General features: G+C 73.1%; 16 protein-coding genes and 1 pseudogene. 10 read left to right on the top strand and 7 right to left on the bottom strand.

All coding sequences use genetic code 11. From position 1 onward, the window contains the following. The first annotated feature begins 4 nt into the window (after window positions 1-4). On the top strand, window positions 5-1,315 hold the full coding sequence (locus AB0L65_RS35240) for an MFS transporter (RefSeq protein ID WP_364254325.1): 1,311 nt from the start codon (window positions 5-7) through the stop codon (window positions 1,313-1,315). 150 nt (window positions 1,316-1,465) lie between these two features. Here the strand turns inward: AB0L65_RS35240 and AB0L65_RS35235 are convergent. The 4 genes and pseudogenes from AB0L65_RS35235 to pdhA all read right to left on the bottom strand — a co-directional run. Then, window positions 1,466-1,996: pseudogene (locus AB0L65_RS35235) on the bottom strand (aminotransferase class I/II-fold pyridoxal phosphate-dependent enzyme); the annotation flags it as partial. A gap of 157 nt (window positions 1,997-2,153) precedes the next feature. Beyond that, window positions 2,154-3,548: a dihydrolipoamide acetyltransferase family protein gene (locus tag AB0L65_RS35230; RefSeq protein WP_364254322.1), complete on the bottom strand. Its 1,395-nt coding sequence runs from the start codon at window positions 3,546-3,548 to the stop codon at window positions 2,154-2,156. Further along, entirely contained in the window at window positions 3,545-4,561 is a 1,017-nt protein-coding gene (locus AB0L65_RS35225) for an alpha-ketoacid dehydrogenase subunit beta (protein ID WP_364254319.1), read from the bottom strand. Before AB0L65_RS35225 ends, AB0L65_RS35230 begins: the two co-directional genes overlap by 4 nt. Continuing rightward, window positions 4,558-5,637 carry a pyruvate dehydrogenase (acetyl-transferring) E1 component subunit alpha gene (gene pdhA, locus AB0L65_RS35220; protein WP_364254316.1) on the bottom strand — a complete coding sequence of 360 codons (1,080 nt, stop codon included), beginning with the start codon at window positions 5,635-5,637 and terminating at the stop codon, window positions 4,558-4,560. The genes AB0L65_RS35225 and pdhA overlap by 4 nt, the downstream gene beginning before the upstream one ends. 119 nt (window positions 5,638-5,756) lie before the next feature. Here pdhA and AB0L65_RS35215 point away from each other — a divergent pair, with 119 nt between their 5' ends. Further along, complete coding sequence (locus AB0L65_RS35215; RefSeq protein ID WP_364254313.1) at window positions 5,757-6,248, top strand: Lrp/AsnC family transcriptional regulator; 492 nt, start codon at window positions 5,757-5,759, stop codon at window positions 6,246-6,248. Between the two features lie 4 nt (window positions 6,249-6,252). Here the strand turns inward: AB0L65_RS35215 and AB0L65_RS35210 are convergent, their stop codons facing one another. Together AB0L65_RS35210 and paaZ are read right to left on the bottom strand one after the other, a co-directional pair. Beyond that, entirely contained in the window at window positions 6,253-7,056 is an 804-nt protein-coding gene (locus AB0L65_RS35210; RefSeq protein ID WP_364254310.1) for an enoyl-CoA hydratase-related protein, read from the bottom strand. A 1-nt stretch (window position 7,057) separates the two neighbouring features. Beyond that, window positions 7,058-9,109, bottom strand: a complete 2,052-nt coding sequence (gene paaZ, locus AB0L65_RS35205; protein WP_364254307.1) for a phenylacetic acid degradation bifunctional protein PaaZ — start codon at window positions 9,107-9,109, stop codon at window positions 7,058-7,060. 108 nt (window positions 9,110-9,217) lie between these two features. Between paaZ and paaA the strand changes: the two genes are divergently transcribed. Genes paaA through AB0L65_RS35165 form a run of 8 tightly spaced genes read left to right on the top strand, consistent with a single transcriptional unit; the run spans window position 9,218 to window position 15,253 of the window. Beyond that, window positions 9,218-10,162, top strand: a complete 945-nt coding sequence (paaA, locus tag AB0L65_RS35200; RefSeq protein WP_364254304.1) for a 1,2-phenylacetyl-CoA epoxidase subunit PaaA — start codon at window positions 9,218-9,220, stop codon at window positions 10,160-10,162. Further along, complete coding sequence (gene paaB / locus AB0L65_RS35195; protein ID WP_192783751.1) at window positions 10,159-10,452, top strand: 1,2-phenylacetyl-CoA epoxidase subunit PaaB; 294 nt, start codon at window positions 10,159-10,161, stop codon at window positions 10,450-10,452. The genes paaA and paaB overlap by 4 nt, the downstream gene beginning before the upstream one ends. Window positions 10,453-10,465: 13 nt before the next feature. Next, window positions 10,466-11,302: a 1,2-phenylacetyl-CoA epoxidase subunit PaaC gene (gene paaC / locus AB0L65_RS35190; protein ID WP_364254301.1), complete on the top strand. Its 837-nt coding sequence runs from the start codon at window positions 10,466-10,468 to the stop codon at window positions 11,300-11,302. Next, window positions 11,299-11,799 carry a 1,2-phenylacetyl-CoA epoxidase subunit PaaD gene (gene paaD, locus AB0L65_RS35185; RefSeq protein WP_364254298.1) on the top strand — a complete coding sequence of 167 codons (501 nt, stop codon included), beginning with the start codon at window positions 11,299-11,301 and terminating at the stop codon, window positions 11,797-11,799. The genes paaC and paaD overlap by 4 nt, the downstream gene beginning before the upstream one ends. A gap of 1 nt (window position 11,800) precedes the next feature. Next, window positions 11,801-12,856, top strand: a complete 1,056-nt coding sequence (gene paaE, locus AB0L65_RS35180; protein WP_364254295.1) for a 1,2-phenylacetyl-CoA epoxidase subunit PaaE — start codon at window positions 11,801-11,803, stop codon at window positions 12,854-12,856. A gap of 11 nt (window positions 12,857-12,867) precedes the next feature. Next, the gene (locus AB0L65_RS35175) at window positions 12,868-13,707 is read left to right on the top strand and encodes a thiolase family protein (protein ID WP_364254292.1); all 840 of its coding nucleotides are present in this window, start codon (window positions 12,868-12,870) and stop codon (window positions 13,705-13,707) included. Continuing rightward, window positions 13,704-14,435 carry an enoyl-CoA hydratase/isomerase family protein gene (locus AB0L65_RS35170; RefSeq protein ID WP_364254289.1) on the top strand — a complete coding sequence of 244 codons (732 nt, stop codon included), beginning with the start codon at window positions 13,704-13,706 and terminating at the stop codon, window positions 14,433-14,435. Before AB0L65_RS35175 ends, AB0L65_RS35170 begins: the two co-directional genes overlap by 4 nt. Then, the gene (locus AB0L65_RS35165) at window positions 14,432-15,253 is read left to right on the top strand and encodes a 3-hydroxyacyl-CoA dehydrogenase family protein (protein ID WP_364254286.1); all 822 of its coding nucleotides are present in this window, start codon (window positions 14,432-14,434) and stop codon (window positions 15,251-15,253) included. The genes AB0L65_RS35170 and AB0L65_RS35165 overlap by 4 nt, the downstream gene beginning before the upstream one ends. Here the strand turns inward: AB0L65_RS35165 and AB0L65_RS35160 are convergent. After that, the gene (locus AB0L65_RS35160) at window positions 15,241-15,885 is read right to left on the bottom strand and encodes a TetR/AcrR family transcriptional regulator (protein WP_364254283.1); all 645 of its coding nucleotides are present in this window, start codon (window positions 15,883-15,885) and stop codon (window positions 15,241-15,243) included. The two genes, AB0L65_RS35165 and AB0L65_RS35160, sit on opposite strands and share 13 nt — an antisense overlap. Window positions 15,886-15,887 lie beyond the last annotated feature (2 nt).

Genomic DNA, 15,887 nt, shown 5'->3' with positions numbered 1-15,887 from the left:
AGCAATGACCCCCCACGCCTCCACGGACGTCCGGCGCAAGGTCACCCTGGCCTCCGCCATCGGCAACTTCGTCGAATGGTTCGACTCGGCGGCCTACGCGGTGATGTCCGCGACGATCGCCAAGCTGTTCTTCCCCGACTACGACACGACGGCCGCGCTGCTCGCCACCTGGGCGATCTTCGCGGGCGGGTTCGTCGCCCGCCCGCTCGGGGCCGCCTTCTTCGGCAGGTACGGCGACCGCCTCGGCCGCAACAGGATGCTGGCGCTGACCATCCTGACGATGAGCGGCGCCACGTTCCTCATCGGCATCCTGCCCACCTACGCCGCCTGGGGCATGGCCGCGCCGATCCTGCTGTTCCTGCTGCGCTGCGCCCAGGGGTTCTCGACCGGCGGCGAGTACACGGGGGCGTCGGCGTTCATCGTGGAGTACGCGCCGGAGGAGCGGCGGGCCCGCTTCGCCGCCGCCGTGCCGGTGACCGTGGGCCTGGCCAGCGTGGCGGGCTCCGGCGTCGGCTTCCTGATCACCTCGACGGTCACGACCGAGGCCCTGCAGAGCTGGGGCTGGCGCATCCCGTTCCTGCTGGCGGCGCCGCTCGGACTCATCGGCCTGTACCTGCGGTCCAAGGTCGAGGACACGCCCGTGTTCCGGTCGCTGCAGCAGCACGACGCGGTCGAGCCGGCGCCGCTGCGCGAGGCCGTGCGCCGCTGCGGTCGCCAGATCGCGACGCTCTTCGGCTACAGCATCACCAACGCCGTCGGGTACTACCTCATGAGCAGCTACATGATCGCGTACATGTCGGAGGAGCTCGGCTACACCAAGAGCCAGGCCCAGCTCACGAACGTGGTCTCGATGCTCGCCTACAGCGTGGCCTGCCTGTTCGCGGCGGCGGCCAGCGACCGGTTCGGCCGCCGGCCCATGCTCGTCGTCGCGTGCGCGGGCTTCGTGCTGCTGCCGCTGCCGGCGTTCTGGCTGATGGGGTCGAGCCTGGCCGGGGCGATGGTCGGCACGTCGGTGCTGGCGATGCTCGTGGCGGTGATCGGCACCTCCAACGTGCCCGCGCTGGTGGAGATGTTCCCCGCGAAGGTGCGGGCGAGCGGCTCGGCCATCGGGTACACGGCGGCGTACGTGCTGTTCGGCGGCACCGCCCCGTTCGCGGCGACCGGGCTGGTCTCCGCGACGGGCAGCTCCGTCGCGCCCGCCTACTACATGGTGGGGCTCGCGGCCGTGTCGCTGGTGGTGGTGCTGACCTCGTTCAGGGAGACCCGCGGCCTGCGGCTGGACCGGGGCGTGGACGAGGTCACCAGCGGGGCCTGACCGGCAGAGCCGGCCGGTCAGCCGGGGCGGCGGAGGGTACGGCGTACGGCCAGGTCGTCGCCAGGTGGCGGCCGGCGTGAGAAAGGCCGAGTTCTCCTCCGGCAGGCCCACCGTGACGCGCACGCCCTCCCCCGGGAACGCCCGCACGATCACCCCGTTGGCGTGGCAGTGGTCGGCGAAGGACGCGCTGTCCTGACCGAGCGGGAGCCACAGGAAGTTCGCCTGGGACGGCGGCAGGTCGTAGCCGAGGGCCCGGAGCTCACCGGTGACGCGGTCGCGTTCCTTGACGGTGAGGGCGACCCGCCTGTCCACCTCCTCGTGCTCGCGGAGCGCCGCGATCGCCGCCTCCTGGGCCAGGGCGCTGACGCTGAAAGGCGTCTGCGTCTTGCGTACCTGGGCGATGATCTCCGGCGGTCCGACGCAGTAGCCGACCCGCAGCCCGGCCAGCGCGTACGCCTTGGAGAAGGTCCTGAGCACGACGACGTTCGGCCGGTCGCCGAAGAGCGCGAGCGCGTCCGGCACGGCGTACTCGTGGTAGGCCTCGTCAACGGCGATCAGCACGTGCTCGGGCACCTGGTCCACGAAGGCGCGCAGGGCTGCCTCGCCGACGGGGGTGGAGGTCGGGTTGTTCGGGTTGCAGACGAACACCAGCCTGGTCCGCGGGGCGATGGCCGCCGCCATGGCCCGGAGGTCCTGGACGTGGTCACGCAGCGGGACCCGTACGGGGACTCATTGCTGGCCAGGACGACGGCCCCGGGCGACTTGCGGCCCGGCACGTAGGACTGAAGGTCGAGCAGAGACGAGCGTACGTTGACCACCTGATGTCACTTCCTTCCGTTCAGACGTGGGCGAGCAGGACGGCGGGGTTCTCCACGCAGTCGGCTACGAAGCGCAGGAAGCCGCCGGCCGCGCCGCCGTCGCAGACGCGGTGGTCGAACGTGAACGACAGCTGGGTGACCTTGCGGGGCACGACCGCGCCGTCCTTCACCCAGGGGCGGTCGATGATGCGGCCGATGCCGAGGAGCGCCGCCTCGGGGTGGTTGATGATCGGGGTGGATCCGTCCACGCCGAAGACGCCGTAGTTGTTGAGCGTGAACGTGCCCCCGGTCAGCGCCGCGGGCGGCAGCGTGCCTTCGCGGGCGAGGGCGGTGAGCCTGGTCAGTTCGGCGGCGAGCTGCGCGGTCGTCATGAGGTGCGCGTCGCGGACCACCGGCACGACCAGGCCGCGATCGGTCTGGGCGGCGAAGCCGAGGTTGACGTGGCCGTGCCGGACGATCTCGGCGCGGGCGGTGTCGACCGAGGAGTTCAGCTCGGGGAAGCGGCGCAGGGCGGCCACGCAGCTGCGGGCCAGGAGCGCGAGCAGCCCGATGCCGAGGTCCGGGCGGTCCCGCCGGAGCGCGTCCTTGACCTCGAGCAGGCCGGTGGCGTCGACGTCCACCCAGGTGGTGGCGTCGGGGATCTCGGTACGGCTGCGGCTCAGCTTGTCGGCCACCGCCCGCCGCAGTCCGCGCAGGGGGATGCGCTCGGCCCGCAGCGGGGTTCCGGTCGCCTCCGATGTCGTCCGGGTTGCGACCGATGTCGTCTCGGTTGCTCCCGCTGTCGCCGGGGCGGCGGGGACGGTGGAGGCGGCGGGGGTGGCCATGGCACGTTCGACGTCGCGGCGGAGGATCACACCGCGGGGCCCGGTGGGGGTGACGGCGGAGAGATCCACCCCGTGCTCGTGGGCGAGCCTGCGTACGAGCGGGGAGATCACTCGAGGCGCCTGCCGCTCACCAGCCGCGGACGCGGGCGGGGAAGCAGGCGCGGCCGGGGACGGAGACGTGGGGCGGGAGGCCGGGGCCGTAGGTGGTTGGGCGGGGGTTGCGGGGGCCTTGCGGGAGCGGCGGCGGGTGGTGGGGGTGTGGCCGGTGCCGTAGCCGATGAGGACATTTCCCGATCCGGCGCGTTCCTCCTCCCGATAGCGCTCCGCGGCGGCCGAATCGCCCACGCCGCCCGCCGGGCCGACCTCGATGAGCGGCTCCCCCACCGACAGGACGGCCCCCGCCGAAGCGTGCAGGCTCAGCACCGTCCCCGCGTACGGCACAGGCACCTCCACCGCCGCCTTGGCCGTCTCGACCTCCACCACGATCTGGTCGATCTCGACGGTGTCCCCGACGGCGACCTTCCAGTCGACGATCTCAGCCTCCGTCAGCCCTTCGCCCAGGTCGGGCAGGCGGAACACGTGCCGCGTCATGACGCCTCCCCGCTCAGGTGCGCCAGATCGGGCTCGTCACCGAACTGAAGCCGGTCCACCGCGTCCAGCACCCGGTCGGCGTCCGGCAGGTGCGAGTGCTCGAGGATCGGCGGCGGGTACGGGATGTCGAACCCCGTGACCCGCAGCACCGGAGCCGCCAGCGAGTGGAAGCACCGCTCCTGCACGCGGGCCGCGATCTCCGCGCCCACCCCGGCGAACCCCTGGGCCTCCTGGATCACCACGCAGCGCCCGGTCTTGCGCACGGAGGACACGACGGTCGAGTCGTCGAACGGGACGATCGTCCGCAGGTCCACCACCTCCAGGGCGAGCCCGTCCTGGGCCGCGGTGTCGGCGGCCTGGAGCGCCACCGAAACGCTCGGCCCGTAGGCGACCAGCGTCGCGTCGCGGCCCTCGCGCAGCACCGCCGCCCGCCCGAACCCCGCCGCCCGCCGGTCCCCGACGGACGTCTCGCCCTTGGACCAGTACAGGCGCTTGGGTTCCATGAAGATCACCGGGTCGGGGTCGGCGATGGCGTCGCGCAGCAGCCAGTACGCGTCATCGGCCGTCGCGGGGGTCACGACCTTCAGGCCCGGCGTGTGCACGTAGTACGCCTCGCTGGAGTCGCAGTGGTGCTCGACACCGCCGATGCCGCCCGCGTACGGGATCCTGATCACCATCGGCAGCGACAGCCGCCCGCGCGTGCGGTTGCGCAGCTTGGCCACGTGCGAGGCGATCTGTTCGAAGGCCGGGTAGGCGAACGCGTCGAACTGCATCTCGATCACCGGCCGGAAGCCGCCCATGGCCAGTCCCACGGCCAGTCCCACGATCCCGGCTTCGGCCAGCGGCGTGTCGAAGCACCGCTCCTCGCCGAACTCCTTGGTCAGCCCGTCGGTGACGCGGAAGACGCCGCCCAGCGGGCCCACGTCCTCGCCGAAGACGAGAACGCGCTCGTCCTCGCGCAGGGCGTCCCGAAGCGCGGCGTTCAGCGCCTGCGCCATGCTCAAAGCGGTCATCGGTCCTCCAGTTCGGACGCCAGCAGGGCCCGCTGCTCGCGCAGCTGGGGCGTGGCCTCGGCGAAGACGTGCTCGAACAGCTCGAACGGATCCACCTTCGGGTCGGCGTTCATCTCCGTACGCACCCGGGCGGCGAACTCCTCGGCGGCCTCGTGCGCCGACTCGACGGCGGCCGTGTCGAGCACGCCGCGCCCATGCAGGTAGGTCTCCAGGCGGGCGAGCGGGTCGGCCGCCTCCCACTGCTCGACCTCCCGCTTGTCCCGGTACCGGCCGGCGTCGTCGGCGTTGGTGTGGGGGTCCATCCGGTACGTGTGCGCCTCCACCAGGAAGGGACCGCCGCCCGTACGCGCGTGCTCCACGGCCGCGGTCAGAACGGACAGCACCGCGACGAGGTCGTTGCCGTCCACCTGCTCGGAGCGGATGCCGTACCCGATGCCCTTGTACGCGAGCGCGGGCGCGGCGCTCTGCTTGGCCAGCGGTACGGAGATCGCGTACTTGTTGTTCTGCACGAAGAACACGACGGGCGCGTGCAGGACCGCGGCGTAGTTCAGCGCCTCGTGGAAGTCGCCCTCGCTGGTGCCGCCGTCGCCGATGAAGGCCATGACGACGCCGCTCTCGTTCTTGCGGCGCAGGGCGTCGGCCATGCCCACGGCGTGGATGGTCTGAGTGGCCAGCGGGGTGCACTGGGGCGCGACCCGGGTGGCGGCGGGATCGTACCCGCAGTGCCAGCCGCCCCGCAGCAGGGTCAGCACCTCAACGGGATCGAGGCCCCGGGAGACCAGCGCCACCGAGTCCCGGTAGGTCGGGAACAGCCAATCGTCCTCGCGCAGCGCGAGCACCCCGGCGATCTGGCAGGCCTCCTGCCCGCGGCTGGAGGGGTAGACGGCCAGGCGCCCCTGCTTGGTCAGCGCGGTCGCCTGGCGGTCGAAGCGGCGGCCGACGACCATCCGGCGGTAGGCCTCCAGCAACCGCTCCTCCTCCGGCACCTGGTAGCCGGTGGGCGGCTGGACCGCCGTGCCGTCCTCGGCGACGAAGCGCACCGGCACGGGTGAGGGCAGAAGGACGTCGACGGACATGCGACGCTCCCTTTCTCTGGACGTTTGACAGGGAAAGCGTCTGCGCATGGAGCCAGGTGTTCAAGACATCAGGCATGATGAGCGACAAAAGGTCTGAAACCAGTCTTCAGGAGGACCGATTGTCGTTCAACGACGGTGCCGGAGAGGGGTCGGCGGGACATTCGGCCGCGCCGCTGGACGGGGTGGATCGGGCGATCATCGCCGAGCTGCGGCGGGACGGCCGGATCTCGATGCGCACCCTCGCCGAGCGCGTGCACGTCTCCAGGGCCAACGTCTACGCCAGGATCACCCGGCTGATGGACGCCGGGGTGATCACCGGCTTCACGGCGCGGATCGCGCCGCACAAGGCCGGCCTGGGCACCAGCGCGTACGTCTCGCTCACCATCGAGCAGAACTCCTGGCGCGCGGTGTCGGCCCGGCTCCAGGAGACCCCGTACGTCGAGAACTTCGCCCTGGTCGGCGGCGACTACGACGTCCTGGCCCTGGTCAGGACCCCGGACAACGCGACGCTCCGGCACGTGGTACTGGAGCTCATCCAGGACATCCCCGGTATCCGCGCCACCCGTACGTGGCTGGTGTTCGAGGAGGCCCGGGGCGCCGGAGCCGGGTGAGCGGTCAGCGGCCCTCGAAGGTGGGTTTGCGTTTCTCGAGGAACGCCTCCACCGCTCCCGCGTGGTCCGCGGTCAGCCCCAGGCGGGCCTGGGCGCGGGCCTCGGCGGTGAGTGCCGCGCCGAGGTCCTGGTCCCAGGCCCCGGCGATCAGCCGCTTGGACTCCGCGTACGCGGCGGTCGGCCCGGCGGCGAGCCGGGCCGCCAGCTCACGCGCCACCGCACCCGTCTCCTCGCGCGGGACCACGCGCCCCGTGATCCCCCACTCCACCGCCTGCCGGGCGCCGAACGACTCACCGAGCAGGACCAGTTCCTTGGCCCTGGCCTCGCCGACCGCCCGTACGAGCGTCAGGGACAGCCCCGAGTCGCACGTCAGCCCGATCGCCGTGAACGCCGTCGCGAAGACGGCCTCCTCCGCGAGCACCCGCAGGTCACAGGCCAGGGCGAGGGCCAGACCGGCGCCGACGCACGTGCCGTTGACGGCGGCGACGACCGGTTTGCCCATGGTGGCCAGGAGCCGGACGATCGGCGCGTAGTCCTCCTCGACGGTGTCGAAGGCGTGCCCGGCGTCCGAGCGGAGCGCCGCCGCGTGCTCGGCGAGGTCCTGGCCGACGCAGAAGGCGGTCCCCGCCCCGGTCAGCAACACCGCGCGTACGGCGTCGTCGGCCGCGACCTCCTCCAGCGCCCGGCGCAACGCCGTCTTCAGCCCGGTGTCCAGCGCGTTGCGGCGGTCCGGGCGGTTGAGGGTCAGCACGGCCACGGCGCCGTCGCGTTCCAGCAGGATCGAGGCCCCGTCCAGCTCAGGCTCCACCTCAGGCCTCCTGTCCGGGCAGCGGCCAGGTCTTGGCCACGAGGGTCAGCACGTCGTACGTGGCGACCGGCTGGCCGTCCTGGTTGGCCACGACGGCGTCCCAGCGGACCTCGCCGTAGTCGGCGGAGCTGCGCGGGGTGATCTGCTTGACGGTCAGCGTCACGTCGATCGTGTCGCCCGCCTTCACGGGGGTGAGGAAGCGCAGGGAGTCGACGCCGAAGTTCGCCAGGACCGGTCCGGGCGCCGGGTCCACGAAGAGCCCGGCGGCCAGGGACACGACGAGGTACCCGTGGGCGACGATGCCGCCGAACAGCGGGTTGCGCGCTGCCGCCTCGGCGTCGGTGTGCGCGTAGAAGGTGTCCCCGGTGAACTCGGCGAAGTGCTCGATGTCGGCGAGCGAGACCGTACGCGGCGCGGAGGCGATCGTGTCACCGACGCGCAGCTCCGCCAGGGACTTGCGGAACGGGTGGACGCCCGACTCGGCGCGCGCGGCGCCCGTGGTCCAGCGGCCGGTGACCGCGGTGAGCAGGTCCGGGGAGGCCTGGACGGCGGTGCGCTGCATGTGGTGCAGGACCCCGCGGACGCCGCCCAGCTCCTCGCCGCCGCCGGCCCGGCCCGGGCCGCCGTGGACGAGGACGGGCAGCGGCGAGCCGTGCCCGGTGGACTCCTTGGCGTCGTCCCTGTCCAGGACGAGGACCCGGCCGTGCCACGGCGCCAGCCCCAGCACGACGGTCCGCGCGACCTCCGGGTCATGGGTGGCGACGGAGGCGACGAGGCTGCCCCTGCCGCGCGCCGCGAGCGCGATCGCCGCGTCCAGGCCGTCGTAGGCGAGCACGGTGCCGACCGGCCCGAACGGCTCCACGTCGTGCGGTTCGGTGGCGCCGGGACGGGCGCGCAGCAGGAGCGGGGTCATGAACGCGCCGCGTTCGGGGTCGCCGTCGAGCAGGGCGGAGCCGGAGGGGTCGCCGAAGGCGATCTCGGCGCCGGCCCGCAGCGCCTCGACGGCCTTGCGTACCTCGTCGCGCTGGCCGAGGCTGGCCAGCGCGCCCATCCGCACGTCCGGATGGCGGGGATCGCCGACGGTCACCTTGGCCAGGCGCGCGGCCAGCGCCTCGACGACCTGGTCGGCCATGGCCGAGGGCACGAGGACCCGGCGGATGGCGGTGCACTTCTGGCCCGCCTTGACCGTCATCTCGGTGACGACGCCCTTGACGAACAGGTCGAACTCCGGCTCCTCCGGCCGCACGTCCGGCCCCAGGATCGAGCAGTTCAGCGAGTCGGCCTCGACTCCCAGCAGGACGCCGCCGTCCAGCACGTTCGGGTGGCGGCGCAGGATGCCCGCGGTGTGCGCGGAGCCGGTGAAGGCGACGGAGTCCTGGACGGTCAGCTCGTCGAGCAGCCCGCCGGCGCCGCCGGAGACGAGCTGGAGCGTGCCCTCGGGCAGGATGCCCGACTCGACGATCAGCCGTACGGCCAGTTCGGTCAGGTACGCGGTCTGGCTCGCGGGCTTGACGATCGAGGGCAGCCCGGCGAGGAAGGCCGGGGCCAGCTTCTCGAGCATCCCCCAGACCGGGAAGTTGAAGGCGTTGATCTGCACCGCGACGCCCGGCCGCGAGGTGTAGAGGTGCTGGCCGACGAACGTGCCGCCCTTGCCCAGGCGCTCCAGGCCGCCGTCCAGGACGACGGTGTCGTTCGGCAGCTCGCGCACCCCTTTGCTCGCGTAGCTGAACAGGGTGCCGATGCCGCCGTCCACGTCGATCATCGTGTCGCGCGAGGTGGCGCCGGTCCGCACGGACAGCGCGTACAGCTCCTCCTTGCGCTCGGTCAGGTGCTTGGCCAGCGCCTTCAGCAGGGCCGCCCGCTCGTGGAAGGTCAGGGACCGCAGCGCGGGCCCGCCGGTGTCGCGGGCGTGGCGGACCATCGCGGCGACGTCCAGCCCCCGGCTGGAGATCCGCGCGACCTCCTCGCCCGTGGCGGCGTCGCGCAGGGGCTCCCCTTCATCGGCCGCCCGGAACCATCGTCCGGCGGCGTAGCTCTCCAGCAGCGCGCTCACGCGTCCTCTCCTCTCCACGGGCCCCTTGCGCAGGTACCCCAACACGTGCCACGGTATTACTGACCGAGCGATAAGTAAATACGACTCGACGCCCGAGGAGGGAAATCGATGACGACGACACCGGCGGAGCCGGAAGCGCTCGAAGCCGCGTTCGAGGCGACGATCGCGCGCCACGACCGGATCGAGCCCCGGGACTGGATGCCGGACGCCTACCGCCGGACGCTCGTACGCCAGATCGCCCAGCACGCGCACTCCGAGATCATCGGCATGCAGCCCGAAGGCGCGTGGATCGGCCGCGCGCCGTCCCTGCGCCGCAAGGCGATCCTGCTGGCCAAGGTGCAGGACGAGGCCGGGCACGGGCTGTACCTGTACTCGGCGTGCGAGACCCTGGGCGTCTCCCGCGCCGAGCTGACCGAGCTGCTGCTCACGGGCCGGCAGAAGTACTCCTCGATCTTCAACTACCCGACGCCGTCGTACGCCGACGTCGGGACGATCGGCTGGCTGGTGGACGGCGCCGCGATCTGCAACCAGGTGCCGCTCTGCCGCACCTCGTACGGCCCGTACGGGCGCGCCATGATCCGCATCTGCAAGGAGGAGTCGTTCCACCAGCGGCAGGGCTACGAGCTGCTGATGACGATGATGCGCGGCACCGACGCCCAGCGGGCGATGGTCCAGGAGTCGGTGGACCGGTTCTGGTGGCCGTCGCTGATGATGTTCGGCCCGCCGGACGCCGACTCGCCCAACAGCGCGCGGTCGATGGCCTGGGGCGTCAAGCGCAACTCCAACGACGAGCTGCGCCAGAAGTTCGTGGACATGACGGTCCCGCAGGCCGAGGTGCTGGGGGTGACGCTGCCCGACCCCGACCTGCGCTGGAACGCCGAACGCGGCCACCACGACTTCGGCGAGCCCGACTGGGCGGAGCTCGCCGCCGTGATCCGCGGGGACGGGCCGTGCAACGCGCAGCGCATGGCGCACCGCCGGGCCGCGCACGAGGACGGCGCCTGGGTTCGCGAGGCCGCGTCGGCGTTCGCGGAGCGGGCGGGCACGCGATGAGCGCCGACCGGCGGGAGTGGCCGCTGTACGAGGTGTTCGTCCGCGGCAAGCGGGGCCTCAACCACGTGCACGTCGGGTCGCTGCACGCCGCCGACGACGCGATGGCCGTACGGCACGCGCGTGACGTCTACACCCGGCGCAACGAGGGCGTGAGCATCTGGGTCGTACGGGCCGACGCCATCACGGCCTCCAGCCCGGACGAGAAGGACCCGCTGTTCGCGCCGAGCGGCGACAAGGTCTACCGACACCCGACGTTCTACGACATTCCCGACAACGTCCCGCACATGTGATCGGTTGGCACTCATGAACGACGAATTCGCCGGCGACTCCTCGCAGTGGGCCTTCGGCACCGGCTTCGAGGACCCCCTGGCCGGGCTCGACACCACGGTGCCGCCGGGCGTGGACGCCGCCGAACTGGCCGCGTACTGCCTCATGCTCGGCGACGACGCGCTGATCATGTCGCAGCGCCTGTCCGAGTGGTGCAGCCGCGCGCCCGACCTGGAAGAGGACATCGCGCTGGCGAACATGGCGCTCGACCTGCTCGGACAGGCCCGCCTGCTGCTGTCGCGGGCGGCCGCCGCGGATCCCGGCGTCGTGCCCGCCCTCCCAGAGGGCTCGCCCGTGCCGGCCGAGGACGCGCTGGCGTACTTCCGCGACGCGGAGCAGTTCCGCAACGTCCGGCTCGCCGAGGTGGAGAACGGGGACTTCGCGCACGTCGTCGTGCGGCTGCTGCTGTTCTCGGTGGCCCGGCTCGCGCTGCTGGAGCGGCTGCGGACGAGCCGTGACCAGGTCCTGGCGGCGGTGGCGGCCAAGGGCGTGAAGGAGATCACCTACCACCGCGACTGGGCGGGACGCTGGTTCCGCACCCTGGCGCAGGGGACCGAGGAGTCGCGGCGCAGGCTGGTGGCGGCGCTGGACGCTCTGTGGCCGTACCAGGCCGAGCTCACCGATGTCGGCGAGGATCTGCGCGACGAGGTGAACGCCGTCCTCGACCAGGTCTTCACCGTGAGCGGCGTCGAGCGGCCCGAGCGCGCGCCGCTGGCCGGCACCGGCCGCGACGGCGCGCACACCGACTCCCTCCGCCCGCTGCTCGCCGAGATGCAGGTCGTCGCCCGCGCCCACCCGAGCGGGCGCTGGTGAGCGCCCGCGACCGGGCCGCCGAGGTCGCGGCGCGGGTACGCGACCCCGAGATGCCCATGCTCACCCTCGCGGACCTCGGCGTGCTGCGCGGGGTCGAGGTGTCCGCCGGCGAGGAGGTGGTCGTGTCGATCACCCCGACGTACACCGGCTGCCCGGCCATGGCGACCATGCGCGACGACCTCGTCCACCGGCTGCGGGAGGCCGGGTTCGACCGGGTCGAGGTGCGGATCGTCCTGGATCCGCCCTGGTCGAGCGACTGGATCACCGAACGCGGCCGGGCCGCCCTGCGGGAGGCCGGGCTGTCGGCCCCCGGCCCCGCCCCTCGGCGGAGCGGCCCGATCCCGCTCACGCTGGGGCCGGCCAGGAGCGCCCCGCCCTGCCCGCGCTGCGGGTCGGCGGCGACCCGGCTGACGTCCGAGTTCGGCGCGACCGCCTGCAAGGCCCTCTACCGCTGCACCGGCTGCCTTGAGCCGTTCGAGCACGTCAAGGAGATCTGACATGGCCGCTTTCCACCCGCTCACCGTGTCGGCGGTGGACCGCCTGTGCGAGGACGCCGCGGCGATCACGTTCGCCGTCCCGGCCGAGCTGCGCGAGGCGTACGCCTTCCGCGCCGGGCAGTCGCTCACCCTGCGCCGCGTCGTGGACGGGCGGGAGGAGCGCCGGTCGTACTCGATCTGCGCGCCGGCCGGCGCGCGGCCCCGGATCGGGGTCCGCGAGATCCCGGGCGGGCTGTTCTCGTCCTGGCTGGTACGCGAGGTCGCGCCCGGGACGCGGATCGAGGTCCAGACGCCGACCGGCTCCTGGCGGGCCGACCCCGCCACGGGCGAGCGGCACCTGTGCGTCGCCGCCGGGTCGGGCATCACCCCGCTGCTGTCGCTCGCCTCGACCGTGCTCACCCACCCGGAAGCCCAGGTGTCGCTGCTGTACGGCAACCGGACCAGCCGGACCGTGATGTTCGCCGAGGAGCTGGGCGACCTGAAGAACCGCTACGGCCCCCGGCTCCAGGTGGTCCACGCGCTCTCGCGGGAGCCGCGCGACGTCGAGCTGTTCTCGGGGCGGCTCGACGGCGACCGGCTGCGCCGCCTGCTGACCGCGGTGGTGCCGGTCGAGGTGTTCGACCACGTCTGGCTCTGCGGGCCGCTGGCGATGATCCAGGAGGCGCGTACGGTGCTCGCCGACCTGGGCGTACCCGCCTCCCGCGTACACGTCGAGCTGTTCTACGTCGACGAGCCGCCGCCCCAGCCGCGACGGGCCGTGGACGGGGTCGCGCCCGGCGCGACGAGCGAGCTGACGACCGTGCTCGACGGCCTGCGCACGACCTCGACGGTCTCCCGCGACGCGACGCTGCTCGACGGCGCCCAGGCGGCGCGCGCGGACCTGCCGTTCGCCTGCAAGGGCGGCGTCTGCGGGACGTGCCGCGCGGTCGTACGGGCAGGCGAGGTGGACATGCGCCGCAACTACGCCCTCGAACAGGCCGAGATTGACGCCGGGTTCGTCCTGACCTGCCAGACATTTCCGGTCGGCGAGCGCGTCACCGTCGACTACGACGCATAAGGAGCCCACCGATGCCCGAATCCTTCGTCGTCTCCGGCGTGCGGACGCCGATAGGCCGCTACGGCGGCGCGCTCGCCCACGTCCGGCCCGACGATCTGGCCGCCCTCGTCGTGGGTGAGGCGGTCGCCCGCGCCGGGATCGCCCCGGACCTCGTGGACGAGGTGGTGCTCGGCGCGGCCAACCAGGCAGGCGACGTGGTGGTCGCGGGCGGGGTGGAGTCGATGACCCGGGCGCCGTGGGTGACCGAGAAGCCGGCCAAGGCGTTCGCGAAGCCGGGGCCGTCGTTCGACACCTCGATCGGCTGGCGGTTCACCAACCCGCGCTTCGACGCCGCGACCACCGCTTCCATGCCGCAGACGGCCGAGACCGTCGCGCGGCGCTGGGGGCTGACCCGCGAGGAGCTGGACGCGTACGCGCTGCGCTCCCACGAACGGGCGGTCACGGCCATCAAGGAGGGCCGGTTCACCGGCGAGATCGTGCCGGTTCCCACGGGTGCGGGCGTCGTCGACACCGACGAGGGGCCGCGGCCGGACACGAGCCTGGAACGGCTGGCGCGGCTGCGCCCGGTCAACGGCCCCGACGGGGTCGTCACCGCGGGCAACTCCAGCTCGCTGAACGACGGCGCCGCGGCCGTCGTCGTGGTCAGCGACCGCTTCCTCGAGCGGCACGGCCTGACACCCCGCGCGCGGCTGGTGGCGGCGGCCAACGCCGGGGTGGCGCCGGAGATCATGGGCGTCGGCCCGGTCCCGGCGACCCGCAAGGCGCTCGAACGCTCCGGAGGCCGGCGCGGCCTGGCGACCATGTGCGTCGGCGTCGGCCAGGGCAGCGCTCTCCTGGTGGAGCGCCCATGACCAGCCTGATCGTCGAGGAGGCCGCGGACCGGGTGGTGTGGCGGCTCAACCGCCCCGAGGTGCGCAACGCGATCGACCGCGAGCTGGTCGCCAGGCTCCACGAGGCGTGCGCCGCCGTCGAGGAGGAGCCGCGCGTCGTCCTGCTCACCGGCGAGGGTACGACGTTCGCGGCCGGGGCGGACATCGCCCAGCTGCGCGAACGCGACCTGTACGACGCGCTGCGCGGCATCAACTCGAAGCTCTTCGATCGGATCCACCGGCTGCCGATGCCGACCGTGGCCCTGCTCGACGGGTACGCCCTGGGCGGCGGGGCCGAGCTGGCCTACGCCTGCGACTTCCGGATCGGCACCCCAGGCACGCGGATCGGCAACCCGGAGACGGGCCTCGGCATCCTGGCGGCGGCCGGGGCGGCCTGGCGGCTGGCCGAGCTGGTCGGGGAGCCGCTGGCCAAGGAGATCCTGCTCGCGGGCCGGGTGCTCACGGCCGAGGAGGCGCACGCCGTACGGCTGCTCAACGAGGTCGTGGAGCCGGAGGAGCTGATGGCGGCCGGGCACCGGCTGGCCGACCGGATCGCCGCGCGGGCGCCGCTGGCGACCCGGCTGACCAAGGCGGTCTTCCACGCCCCTCGGGGCGCGCACCCGTTCGTGGACGACGTGGCTCAGGCGGTCCTGTTCGAGACGGAGGAGAAGCACATGCGCATGACGGCATTCCTGGAGCGGCGCTCATGAGCCTGCCACGGACGGTCGGCGTCTTCGGCGGCGGGCGGATGGGGTCCGGGATCGCGCAGGCGTTCCTGACCTCGGGCGGCCACGTGATCGTCGTCGAGGACGGTCCGGAGGCGGCCGAGCGGGCCAGGGTCCGGGTACGCGACGGCCTGGCCAAGGGGAACGCGGACCCGGACGCCCTCACGCGACTGCGGACGACGTCGGACCCCGGCGAGCTGGGCCCGTGCGAGCTCGTCGTCGAGGCGGTCCCGGAGGACGCGGCGCTCAAGGCCCAGGTGTTCGCCCTGGTCGAGAAGGTGGCGCCGGGCGCGGTGCTGGCCTCGAACACCAGCAGTCTGTCGATCGGCGCGCTGGCCGCCGGCCTGGCCGCGCCGGAGCGCTTCCTCGGGCTGCACTTCTTCAACCCCGTCCCGGTGAGCGCGCTCATCGAGATCGTCACCGGGCCGCGTACCGATCCGGCGCTCGTGACGCTGGCCCAGGAGTGGGCGGCCGGGCTGGGCAAGACGCCGATCACGGTCGCGGACTCGCCGGGGTTCGCCAGCAGCCGGCTGGGCGTCTGCCTGGCGCTGGAGGCGATGCGGATGCTGGAGGAGGGCGTCGCGAGCGCGGCCGACATCGACACGGCGATGACCCTCGGCTACCGGCACCCGATGGGGCCCCTGCGGACCACCGACGTGGTGGGGCTGGACGTGCGGCTCGCGATCGCCGAGCACCTGGCGCGCGAGCTGGGGCCCCGGTTCGAGCCGCCGCGGATCCTGCGCGACCTGGTCGCCGCCGGGCATCTCGGCCGTAAGACGGGCCAGGGCTTCTACACCTGGTGAGACCCCCCGGCCTCGTGCCGGGCCAGGCCGTCGAAGGCGATGGCGGTGATGGCATCGGCGACCATCGCCCGGTCGTAGGCGCCGTCGGGCCGGTACCACTCGACCAGCGAGTTCACCATGCCGAACAGCAGCCGGCTGACCAGCGTCGCCGGCACGTCGTCGCGGAGCGCGCCTTCCGCGACGGCGTCGGTGACGAGCGCGGCCAGGCGGTCGTCGAGCCAGCGGCGCCGCTCCAGCGCCGCCAGCTCGACCTCGCTGTTGCCGCGCACCCGCAGCAGGAGCGTGACCGAGGGCTGGTGCGCCACCAGCACCTCGACGCTGCGGCGCAGCACCTCGCGCAGCCGTCCGTACGCGCTCGTCCCGGCCTGGTCCCTGGAGGCCTCGGTCACGACGGCGGTCAGCTCGTCGAGCGCGTCGTCCAGGGCCTGGCCGAGCAGTTGCTCCTTGCCGGTGACGTGGTGGTAGATGGCCGGCTTGGTCAGGCCCAGCTCCTTGGCCAGGTCGCCCATGCTGGTGGCGTCGTACCCCTTGCGGTTGAACAGCTCCACCGCGGCGCGCAGGACCGCGGCCTGGTCATGGCCGGGACGGCCACGCCCGCGGCGCGGGGACGGTTCGGCAGGCTGAGTCGTCACGA

Origin of the sequence: Nonomuraea sp. NPDC052116 (assembly GCF_040680035.1) — a bacterium.
Classification (GTDB): domain Bacteria; phylum Actinomycetota; class Actinomycetes; order Streptosporangiales; family Streptosporangiaceae; genus Nonomuraea; species Nonomuraea angiospora_A.
Note: the sequence above shows the minus strand (reverse complement) of the source record. Positions and strands in the feature narration are given on the sequence as shown.